Source organism: Streptomyces sp. NPDC058964 (assembly GCF_042741275.1).
Taxonomy (GTDB): Bacteria; Actinomycetota; Actinomycetes; order Streptomycetales; family Streptomycetaceae; genus Streptomyces.
Genome location: NZ_JBHYKH010000270.1, coordinates 2,249 through 11,983, shown reverse-complemented (window position 1 = coordinate 11,983; position 9,735 = coordinate 2,249). Strand labels below are relative to the sequence as shown.

Annotated in this window: 10 protein-coding genes and 1 tRNA gene; 6 read left to right on the top strand and 5 right to left on the bottom strand. The window is 69.5% G+C overall.

Annotation, left to right across the window (positions count from 1 at the left end):
* The 3 genes from ACFW2E_RS28315 to ACFW2E_RS28305 all read right to left on the bottom strand — a co-directional run.
* The coding region (locus tag ACFW2E_RS28315) for an NUDIX hydrolase (RefSeq protein WP_384469899.1) at positions 1-627 on the bottom strand (627 nt) is incomplete at its 3' end.
* Positions 628-684: 57 nt separating this feature from the next.
* Positions 685-1,149 (bottom strand): RidA family protein, encoded by a 465-nt coding sequence (locus ACFW2E_RS28310; protein WP_384469898.1) that lies wholly within the window; start codon positions 1,147-1,149, stop codon positions 685-687.
* On the bottom strand, positions 1,149-1,307 hold the full coding sequence (locus tag ACFW2E_RS28305) for a DUF4177 domain-containing protein (protein ID WP_003991873.1): 159 nt from the start codon (positions 1,305-1,307) through the stop codon (positions 1,149-1,151). The genes ACFW2E_RS28310 and ACFW2E_RS28305 overlap by 1 nt, the downstream gene beginning before the upstream one ends.
* Before the next feature lie 72 nt (positions 1,308-1,379).
* On the opposite strand from ACFW2E_RS28305, the gene ACFW2E_RS28300 reads away from it, so the two are divergent.
* Both ACFW2E_RS28300 and ACFW2E_RS28295 read left to right on the top strand, forming a co-directional pair.
* The gene (locus ACFW2E_RS28300; protein WP_384469897.1) at positions 1,380-2,357 is read left to right on the top strand and encodes an ArsA family ATPase; all 978 of its coding nucleotides are present in this window, start codon (positions 1,380-1,382) and stop codon (positions 2,355-2,357) included.
* A complete protein-coding gene (locus ACFW2E_RS28295; RefSeq protein WP_384469896.1) occupies positions 2,354-3,673 on the top strand; it encodes an ArsA family ATPase in 1,320 nt (439 codons plus the stop codon). Before ACFW2E_RS28300 ends, ACFW2E_RS28295 begins: the two co-directional genes overlap by 4 nt.
* Before the next feature lie 122 nt (positions 3,674-3,795).
* On the opposite strand, the gene wblA is transcribed toward ACFW2E_RS28295, so the two are convergent.
* Positions 3,796-4,134: a transcriptional regulator WblA gene (wblA, locus tag ACFW2E_RS28290; protein ID WP_067116510.1), complete on the bottom strand. Its 339-nt coding sequence runs from the start codon at positions 4,132-4,134 to the stop codon at positions 3,796-3,798.
* 539 nt (positions 4,135-4,673) lie between these two features.
* Here wblA and ACFW2E_RS28285 point away from each other — a divergent pair.
* Positions 4,674-6,986 (top strand): transglycosylase domain-containing protein, encoded by a 2,313-nt coding sequence (locus ACFW2E_RS28285; protein WP_384469895.1) that lies wholly within the window; start codon positions 4,674-4,676, stop codon positions 6,984-6,986.
* Positions 6,987-7,121: 135 nt separating this feature from the next.
* On the opposite strand, the gene ACFW2E_RS28280 is transcribed toward ACFW2E_RS28285, so the two are convergent.
* Positions 7,122-7,589 (bottom strand): GatB/YqeY domain-containing protein, encoded by a 468-nt coding sequence (locus tag ACFW2E_RS28280; protein WP_384469894.1) that lies wholly within the window; start codon positions 7,587-7,589, stop codon positions 7,122-7,124.
* Positions 7,590-7,695: 106 nt separating this feature from the next.
* Between ACFW2E_RS28280 and ACFW2E_RS28275 the strand changes: the two genes are divergently transcribed.
* From ACFW2E_RS28275 to ACFW2E_RS28265, 3 genes are all read left to right on the top strand, one after another.
* On the top strand, positions 7,696-8,622 hold the full coding sequence (locus ACFW2E_RS28275) for a metallophosphoesterase (RefSeq protein ID WP_384469893.1): 927 nt from the start codon (positions 7,696-7,698) through the stop codon (positions 8,620-8,622).
* A 104-nt stretch (positions 8,623-8,726) separates the two neighbouring features.
* Positions 8,727-9,521, top strand: a complete 795-nt coding sequence (locus ACFW2E_RS28270; RefSeq protein ID WP_384469892.1) for a Pr6Pr family membrane protein — start codon at positions 8,727-8,729, stop codon at positions 9,519-9,521.
* Positions 9,522-9,554: 33 nt separating this feature from the next.
* A tRNA-Pro gene (locus ACFW2E_RS28265) sits at positions 9,555-9,628 on the top strand.
* Positions 9,629-9,735: the final 107 nt, after the last annotated feature.

Genomic DNA, 9,735 nt, shown 5'->3' with positions numbered 1-9,735 from the left:
GATCCACACCGTGCGGTCGGCCTCCGTGGAGGCGTTGCGGGTGCGCTGGCCCTCCGGGAGGGCGGCCACGAAGAACCACGTGTCGTAGCGGCGCGACTCGAACTCGGGGGTGATCCAGCGGGTCCAGGCGCCCAGCAGGTCCGAGCGCAGGACCAGGCCGCGACGGTCCAGGAACTCGGCGAAGGACAGGTCGCGGGCGACCAGCGCGGCGCGGTCCGCCTCCCAGTCCTCGCCCGTGGTGTCGCCGACCACCGAGTCGGGGGCGGTACCGGCGAGCAGGACGCCCGCCTCCTCGTACGTCTCCCGGACGGCCGCGCAGACGATCGCCTGCGCGCCGCTCTCGTCGACGCCGAGCCGCTGCGCCCACCACGCGCGCGCGGGCCCCGCCCAGCGGATCTGGTGGTCGTCGTCCCGCGGGTCCACTCCGCCACCCGGGTAGGCGTACGCGCCTCCGGCGAAGGCCATGGAGGCGCGTCTGCGCAGCATGTGCACGGCGGGGCCGGCGGTGGTGTCCCTCAGCAGCATCACCGTGGCCGCGCGCTTGGGCGGCACCGGGACGAGAGTGCCTTCCGCGAGCGCGCGGATACGTTCCGGCCACTCCGGGGGATACCACTGCCCATTCGCCATGGGCGCGAGGCTATCCCGATGTGAGCGAATGTTCGAGAGGTGCCGGTGAGCAGGGCCTTACGGCACCAGCTCGACCTGGATCTCCACCTCCACCGGCGCGTCCAGCGGCAGCACGGCGACACCCACGGCGCTGCGCGCGTGCACGCCCTTGTCGCCGAGGACCGCGCCGAGCAGTTCGCTGGCGCCGTTGATGACACCGGGCTGCCCGGTGAAGTCGGACGCCGAGGCGACGAAGCCGACGACCTTCACCACGCGCGCGATGCGGTCCAGGTCGCCCGCGACGGACTTCACGGCGGCCAGGGCGTTGAGCGCGCAGGTACGGGCCAGTTCCTTGGCCTCCTCCGCGGTGACCTCGGCGCCCACCTTGCCGGTGACCGGGAGCTTGCCCTCGACCATGGGCAGCTGACCCGAGGTGTAGACGTACACGCCGGACTGCACCGCGGGCTGGTAGGCGGCCAGCGGCGGGACGACCTCCGGCAGGGCAAGTCCGAGTTCGGCCAGCTTGGCCTCGACGGCGCTCATCACTGCTTCTCCCGCTTCAGGTAGGCCACGAGCTGCTCGGGGTTGTTCGGGCCGGGCACGACCTGGACGAGCTCCCAGCCGTCCTCGCCCCAGGTGTCCAGAATCTGCTTCGTGGCATGGACGAGCAGCGGCACGGTTGCGTATTCCCACTTGGTCATGTGGCCGACTGTAGCCGTTGTTATCCACAGCCTCCCGCGTAGCCTGTCGGCGGACTGGTTAGTCTCGAAGACGTGAGCAGGCTCCAGGTCGTCAGCGGCAAGGGCGGGACCGGAAAGACGACGGTCGCCGCGGCCCTCGCGCTGGCCCTCGCAACCGAGGGGAAGCGGACGCTTCTCGTGGAGGTCGAGGGCCGGCAGGGCATCGCACAGCTCTTCGAGACGGAGGCGTTGCCCTATGAGGAGCGGAAAATCGCGGTGGCTCCCGGGGGCGGTGAGGTCTACGCCCTGGCCATCGATCCCGAACTGGCCCTTCTGGACTACCTCCAGATGTTCTACAAGCTGGGCGGGGCGGGCCGGGCCCTGAAGAAGCTCGGCGCCATCGACTTCGCCACCACCATCGCACCGGGCCTGAGGGACGTCCTCCTGACGGGCAAGGCGTGCGAGGCGGTGCGGCGCAAGGACAGGGGCGGGCGGTTCGTGTACGACTACGTCGTCATGGACGCCCCGCCGACCGGGCGCATCACCCGCTTCCTCAACGTCAACGACGAGGTCGCCGGGCTGGCCAAGATCGGCCCGATACACAATCAGGCGCAGGCCGTGATGCGGGTGCTGAAGTCGCCGGAAACGGCCGTGCATCTGGTCACGCTCCTGGAGGAGATGCCCGTCCAGGAGACCGCGGACGGGATCGCCGAACTGCGGGCGGCGCGGCTGCCGGTGGGCCGGGTCATCGTGAACATGGTGCGGCCCGAGGTGCTGGACGCGGCCGACCTGGAACTCGTACGGACCGTGCCGCGCACCGCCGTCGCGCAGTCGCTGTCGGCCGCGGGCCTGGGCGGGGCGCGGCGCGGCGGGAAGGCCGAGCAGTTGGTGGACCCGCTGCTGGAGCAGGCAGCCGAGTACGCCGAGCGGTACGCGCTGGAGCACGATCAGCGGGCCGTCCTGGGCGAGCTGGGCCTGCCGCTGCACGAACTGCCTCTGCTCGCCGAGGGCATGGACCTGGCGGGCCTGTACGAACTCGCCACCGAGTTGCGGAAGCAGGGGATCGTATGAGCCCGGACCCGGCCCAGGCACAGGACACGGCCCGCCACCGGCTGTCTCCCGCGCGTGTGCTCGGCATCGACCCGCTGATCGACGACCCGAAGACCCGGATCGTGGTGTGCTGCGGCTCGGGCGGTGTCGGCAAGACGACGACCGCGGCGGCACTGGGACTGCGGGCCGCCGAGCGCGGCCGGAAGGTGGTCGTGCTCACCATCGACCCGGCCCGGAGGCTCGCCCAGTCCATGGGCATCGACTCGCTGGACAACGTCCCGCGCCGGGTGAAGGGCACCGAGGGCGACGGCGAGCTGCACGCCATGATGCTCGACATGAAGCGCACCTTCGACGAGGTCGTCGAGGCGCACGCGGATGCCGAGCGGGCGGCCACCATCCTGGCCAACCCCTTCTACCAGTCGCTCTCGGCGGGCTTCGCGGGCACGCAGGAGTACATGGCGATGGAGAAGCTGGGCCAGCTGCGGGCCAGGGACGAGTGGGACCTGATCGTCGTCGACACTCCGCCGTCCCGGTCGGCGCTGGACTTCCTGGACGCCCCCAAGCGGCTCGGGTCCTTCCTGGACGGGCGGCTGATCCGGCTGCTGACGGCCCCGGCGAAGCTGGGCGGACGGGCGGGGATGGCATTCCTCAACGTCGGCATGTCGATGATGACCGGCACGCTCGGCAAGCTGCTGGGCGGTCAGCTGCTGAAGGACGTCCAGACGTTCGTGGCCGCGATGGACACCACCTTCGGCGGGTTCCGTACGCGCGCTGACGCGACGTACAAGCTGCTGCAGGCGCCCGGCACGGCGTTCCTGGTGGTGGCGGCACCGGAGCGGGACGCGCTGCGCGAGGCCGCGTACTTCGTGGAACGGCTGGCCTCGGAAAAGATGCCGCTGGTCGGCCTGGTGCTCAACCGGGTCCACGGCAGCGGCGCCGGCCGGTTGTCGGCCGAACGTGCGCTCGCCGCCGCGGAAAATCTTGAAGAGCCCCGCATTGTGGATCAGGGGGGCGGGAAGGCTGGAGTTCGTAACTCTCCCGACACGTACGGCAGTTCAGAATCTCCCGCTCCCGAAGCACCGGCTCCTGCCGAAGGCTCCCCCGCCGCCACGGACCCGGAGCGATCAGTCGTCCAGCTCACCGCAGGCCTGCTGAGGCTGCACGCGGAGCGGATGCAGCTGCTCTCCCGCGAGCAGCGCACGCGTGACCGCTTCACCGCGCGCCACCCCGAGGTGGCGGTAGTGGAGGTCGCTGCGCTGCCCGGTGACGTACATGACCTGACGGGACTACGGGACATCGGGGTACGGCTCGCGGCCGGCCGGCCGGAGCTTCCCTAGACGTCTACGGGGCCCGCGCAATCCGGGCTCCGCACCTGTGGCTCCCACATATGAAACGTCCCTGCATGTGGTGTCCACGGAGTGTGATCCACGCCCTGGGCGTATGCCCGTGGGGAGTGCCCTCAGCTCACCGCCGCGTAGTTCTCGTACACCTCGTCGCTGTCGAGAGGCACGATGCCTGCCCCGCGTTCGTACTCCGAGCGCGCGGTCTCCAGGAGTCTGCGCCAGGACGTCACGGTGGGCCGCCTGCGCAGCAGTGCGCGGCGCTCCCGCTCCGTCATGCCTCCCCACACGCCGAACTCGACGCGGTTGTCGAGCGCGTCGGCCAGACATTCAGTGCGTACCGGGCATCCGGTGCACACCGCCTTGGCCCTGTTCTGCGCTGCTCCCTGAACGAACAGTTCATCCGGATCGGTAGTGCGGCAGGCAGCCTGCGCACTCCAGTCGGTAACCCAGCCCATACCGGCGCCGTCCTCTCCCGAATCGAGGCTCCCCCACGGCGGCAGCGGCATATTCACCGCCGCCAGTTGAGGACGTTACGGAAGGTGGGCACAGCGCAACACCCCCTTCGGGCCCAATCTTGAATGGCCCGAACGGACTATGGGTAAGCGGCAGATCACCCGCGGGAGTGAGCTGGCGACATGCGTGATCATCCCGGCAAACCGGTACAGCTGTGGTGCGCCACAACGGACGCCCGGCGACACACGAGGCGGATTCGGACACGCCACCCTCAAGAAATGGGGCTACATCCGGAACGATTCGGGGTCGCCGGACGTATTGATACGCGACCGCACTGCTGTGACAGTTGATAGCAGCTTAGGCCAAGGCCTATACGCGTGTCCGGCGAATGAGAAGGTAGACGCCTCACGCTGCCCTGACCTGGCTCGGGCGGCCGCCCCGAGATGCCGTGGATGCCGGTTGTGTCACGATCCGGCACTCGAACATCCCGACAAGCCCCCGCTCCACCGGAACCCCCAGTACTACGGATTAGGCTGCCCTCATGCCAAAGAAGCGCTCGGGCGGTGGTCTGTCGGCCACGCAGCAGGCCGCCAAGTTCCTCGGTGTCAGTGTCCTCGCGGGTGCCGTGATGGCCGGCATCGCGCTGCCCGCGGCCGGCGCGCTCGGGCTCGCGGCCAAGGGGTCGGTCCAGGGCTTCGACGACATCCCGGCCAACCTGAAGAGCCCGCAGCTCAGCCAGCGGACCACGATCCTGGACGGCCGGGGCCACCAGATCGCGACCGTCTACTCCCGCGACCGCACGGTGGTGGACCTCAAGGACATCTCGCCGTACATGCAGAAGGCGATCGTCGCGATCGAGGACTCCCGCTTCTACCAGCACGGCGCGATCGACCTGAAGGGCGTCCTGCGCGCCCTGAACAAGAACGCGCAGAGCGGCGGGGTCGCCCAGGGCGCCTCCACGCTGACCCAGCAGCTGGTGAAGAACTACTTCATCGAGGAGGCCGGCGACGACCCGACGAAGGTCGCGCAGGCCACCCAGCAGACCCTGGGCCGCAAGATCCGCGAGCTGAAGTACGCGATCCAGATCGAGGAAAAGCTCGGCAAGAAGAAGATCCTCGAGAACTACCTCAACATCACCTTCTTCGGCGAGCAGGCCTACGGCGTCGAGGCCGCCTCCCAGCGCTACTTCTCCAAGCACGCCAAGGACCTCAACCTGCAGCAGTCCGCGCTCCTGGCCGGCATCGTCCAGTCGCCCAGCCGGTACGACCCGGTGAACGACGAGGCGGAGGCCACCAAGCGCCGCAACACCGTCCTGCAGCGCATGGCCGAGGTCGGCGACATCTCCCAGCAGGAGGCCGACGCGGCCAAGGAGAAGCCGCTCGGGCTGCACGTCAGCCAGCCGAAGAACGGCTGCATCACCGCCACCAAGGGTGCCGGCTTCTTCTGCAAGTACGTGGAGAACGTCTTCCTCACCGACCCGGTCTTCGGCAAGACCAAGGAGGAGCGGGCCAAGCTCTGGAACCGGGGCGGTCTGACGATCCGTACGACCCTCGACCCGCAGGCCCAGGCGTCGGTCCAGGCCTCGCTCAAGGAGCACGTCAACAAGTCGGACAGGGTCGCCGCGGCCGCCACACTGGTCGAGCCCGGCACCGGCAAGGTCCTCGCCATGGGCCAGTCGAAGCCGTACGGCTACGGCAAGAACGAGACCGAGTACAACTTCTCGGTCGACCGCTCCATGGGCGGCTCCAACTACGGATTCCCGACCGGTTCGACCTTCAAGCCGTTCGTGGCCGCGGCCGCCATCGAGGGGGGCAAGCCGGCCACTCAGGAGTACTCGTCGCCGTACCAGATGCCGTACCCGAGCCCCGTGCAGACATGCGGCAGCAAGCAGTGGCTCAACACCGACAACGCGAAGGTCGAGAACGAGAGCGAATCGGAGAAGGGCCCGTACGCCATGAAGGAGGCGATGGCCAAGTCGGTCAACACCTACTTCGTGCAGCTCATCTCCGACATCGGCCTGTGCCCCGTGGTGAAGATGACCGACGCGCTGCACGTCGTGCAGGGCGACGGCGAGAAGCTCCCCCAGGTCCCGGCCATCGCGCTCGGCTCCAAGGGCATCTCCCCGCTGACGATGGCCAACGCGTACGCCACCTTCGCCGCCCGCGGCATGTACTGCACCCCGATCGCCATCGAGTCGATCACCCAGAAGGCCGGCAACGAGCAGAAGTCCCTCCAGGTGCCGAAGTCGACCTGCTCGCGCGCGATGAGCGAGAAGACCGCCGACACGGTCAACACCCTGCTGCGCGGTGTGGTCGACTCCGGTACGGGTCAGCAGGCCGGCCTCACCGACCGCGAGAGCGCCGGTAAGACGGGTACGACGGACGAGCGCAAGAACGCCTGGTTCGTCGGCTACACGCCCAACATGGCCGGTGCGGTATGGGTCGGCAGCGCCCGGCAGAACGTGAAGATGGTCAACATCACCATCGGCGGTGTCTACCGCCCGCTCGTCTACGGCGGCGAGGTCCCGGGCCCGATCTGGAAGGACGCCATGAGCGGCGCCCTGGAGGGCAAGCCCTCCGAGTCCTTCAACCTCGTCGACATCCCGGACGGCAACAAGGACGACAACGGCGGCGACGGACACGACCGCGGCGACGGACACGGCGACAACGGCGGTGGGTTCATCGGCGGGATCATCGGCGGCCTGACGGGCGGCGGCGGTACGGCGGGCCCGACGACGGGTGGGACGACCGGCGGAACCGTCCCGACGCCCACCATCTCCTTGCCGGGCAACTTCATCCAGGGACAGACCAACGGAGGGACCAACGGGCACGGGAACGGTGGAACGCGCGGCTGACGCCGTACCGTCCTCCCTCCCCCGCCACCGTCCTCGCCACCGTCCGAGTCCGGACACGACAGGACCGCACCCGGGCCCCTGGGCCCGCGGTGCGGTCCTGTTCCTCGTACGAGCCGGCGCCGAGCCCCGCCCGGGTCAGCCCTGCAGCAGCTTCTTGACCACGGCGGCGACGCGGCCGCCCTCGGCCTGGCCGGCCACCTTCGGGTTCACGATCTTCATGACGGCGCCCATGGCCCGCGGCCCCTCGGCGCCGGCCGCCTTCGCCTCCTCGACGGCCTGGGCGACAATCCGCTCCAGCTCCTCGTCGGCCAGCTGCTTCGGCAGGTACGCGGCGAGGACCTCGCCCTCCGCCTTCTCCCGCTCGGCCTGCTCGGGGCGACCACCCTGGGCGAAGGCGTCGGCGGCCTCCCGGCGCTTCTTGGCCTCCTTGGTGATCACCTTCAGGACCTCGTCGTCGGACAGCTCACGCTTCTCCTTGCCCGCGACCTCCTCCTTGGTGATCGCGGCGAGCGTCAGCCGGAGCGTCGAGGAGCGCAGCTCGTCGCGCTCCTTGATCGCGGCGTTGAGGTCGTCGTGCAGCTTCGACTTGAGCGTGGTGGTCATGGCAACGATTGTCGCAGGTGTTGAAGCGCGGACGCCCGTCGTTTTAGGCGGTGTCCCGGGCGACGGCCGGTCACGGGGCCGCCCGGTCGTCTGACACGATGGTCGTATGCGCGCTCGATACGGAGTACCTCTGGGAATCGCGGCGGCCGGCGCCGCCGGTGTGTTGTACGCGGCCGGCTTCGAGGCCCGCTCCTTCCGGCTCCGGCGGGTGACCGTGCCGGTCCTTCCGGCCGGGATGCGCCCGCTGCGTGTCCTCCAGGTCTCCGACATCCACATGGTGAGCGGTCAGCGCAAGAAGCAGCGCTGGCTGCGCTCGCTGGCGGGCCTGCGCCCGGACTTCGTGATCAACACCGGCGACAACCTCTCGGATCCGGAGGGCGTCCCGGAGGTCCTGGACGCCCTCGGCCCGCTGATGGAGTTCCCGGGCGCCTACGTCTTCGGCTCCAACGACTACTACGGCCCCCGACTGCGCAACCCGGCCCGCTACTTGATGGAGAAGACCAGCGGCCGACACGGGCTGAACGGCAACCCGCCGGCCGTGGGCGTGATCCACAACCCCTGGGAGGACCTCCGCGACAGCTTCGACGCGGCGGGCTGGCTGAACCTGACGAACACCCGCGGTGTGCTGAAGGTCGAGGGCGTCTCGGTGGAGCTGACGGGCCTGGACGACCCGCACATCAAGCGCGACCGCTATCTGCAGGTGGCCGGCGGTCCCTCGGACACGTCCGACTTCTCGATGGGCGTGGTGCACGCCCCGTACCTGCGGGTGCTGGACTCCTTCACGGCGGACGCGTACCCCCTGATCCTGGCCGGGCACACGCACGGCGGTCAGCTCTGCATCCCCTTCTACGGCGCCCTGGTCACCAACTGCGACCTGGACACGGACCGCGTGAAGGGGTTGTCCACGCACGCGGCGGAGGGCCGGACCTCGTACCTGCACGTGTCCGCGGGCTGCGGTACGAACCGCTACACGCCGGTACGGTTCGCATGCCCGCCGGAAGCTACGCTGCTGACGCTGGTGGGACGGGAGTAACCCGCTTCCGCCCCCCCCCTGTGATCCGCTGGGGCGGGCCGGGTGAGTAACCCACCCGGCCCACCCGTATCGCCCCATTTGTCCACGCTGCTTAGCGTGAGGACATGACCGCCCCGATACCCAGGGACATCCCGGACCTCCCCGCGGTCCCGGGCAAAAAGCCCATGCTGCTGCCCTCGCACGTGCCGGCCGCGGCGGTGATGTCCCCCGTCCCCCGCCCCCTGGCCGCGGTGTTCCGCCTCCTGACCGCCCTGGCGGCCGCCTCCGGAGTGACCCTGGAACTCCTCCTGGGCAGTCCGGCCCGGGTCATGAGCTACTTCAGCGTCCAGAGCGGCGCCCTGCTGGCACTGGTGTTCGTGATCTCCGCCCACCGGGCGTGGGCGGCCCGCCGCCCCCTGCCGTCGGCCCTGACGGGTGCCGTGCTGCTCTACGCCGTCGTCTCGGCGCTCGTCTACCACCTGCTCCTGGCCCACACGACGCCCCCGTTCTCCATGACAGGTGCGACGACGCCGCCGGTGCCGTGGCACGGCCAGTGGATCGCCGCCCAGCTCCTCCACAAGGTGGCTCCGGCCGCCGCGGCCCTGGACTGGCTCCTGCTCACCGCACCCGGCCGCCTGCACCTGCGCCAGGCCGCCGCATGGCTCGTCTACCCCCTGGCCTACCTGGCCTTCACCCTCGCCCGGGGCGAGCTCCTCCTCCCCGGCGCCCCCGACCGCTACCTCTATCCCTTCCTGAACGTCGAGCAGCACGGCTACCGCAGCGTCCTGGCCAACGCCCTCCTCCTCGGCCTCGCCGTCTACGCCCTGGCGATCCTCCTGATCGCCCTGGACCACGCCCGCCCGAACCCCGTCCGCCGCCGCGCGAAAACCGGATTTCGTCTCCGGCCACCAGTGGGCTAAAGTAAACGTCGTCGCCGCGGCAAGCAGCGACATCGGGGTGTAGCGCAGCTTGGCAGCGCGCTTCGTTCGGGACGAAGAGGTCGTGGGTTCAAATCCCGCCACCCCGACAGAGAAACACCAGTTCAGGGCCGGGGGGGTTTTTTAAGACACCGCCCCAATCAGTTAGGCCCACTCGCTAGCTGTGATAAAGTCTGTCTCAATGTTTGAGACTCGA

Excerpts from the sequence above, each read along its gene's own strand:
- ACFW2E_RS28310 (WP_384469898.1), bottom strand. The coding sequence starts at position 1,149 with ATGAGCGCCGTCGAGGCCAAGCTGGCCGAACTCGGACTTGCCCTGCCG.
- ACFW2E_RS28305 (WP_003991873.1), bottom strand. The coding sequence starts at position 1,307 with ATGACCAAGTGGGAATACGCAACCGTGCCGCTGCTCGTCCATGCCACG.
- ACFW2E_RS28295 (WP_384469896.1), top strand. The coding sequence starts at position 2,354 with ATGAGCCCGGACCCGGCCCAGGCACAGGACACGGCCCGCCACCGGCTG.
- wblA (WP_067116510.1), bottom strand. The coding sequence starts at position 4,134 with ATGGGCTGGGTTACCGACTGGAGTGCGCAGGCTGCCTGCCGCACTACC.
- ACFW2E_RS28285 (WP_384469895.1), top strand. The coding sequence starts at position 4,674 with ATGCCAAAGAAGCGCTCGGGCGGTGGTCTGTCGGCCACGCAGCAGGCC.
- ACFW2E_RS28280 (WP_384469894.1), bottom strand. The coding sequence starts at position 7,589 with ATGACCACCACGCTCAAGTCGAAGCTGCACGACGACCTCAACGCCGCG.
- ACFW2E_RS28275 (WP_384469893.1), top strand. The coding sequence starts at position 7,696 with ATGCGCGCTCGATACGGAGTACCTCTGGGAATCGCGGCGGCCGGCGCC.
- ACFW2E_RS28270 (WP_384469892.1), top strand. The coding sequence starts at position 8,727 with ATGACCGCCCCGATACCCAGGGACATCCCGGACCTCCCCGCGGTCCCG.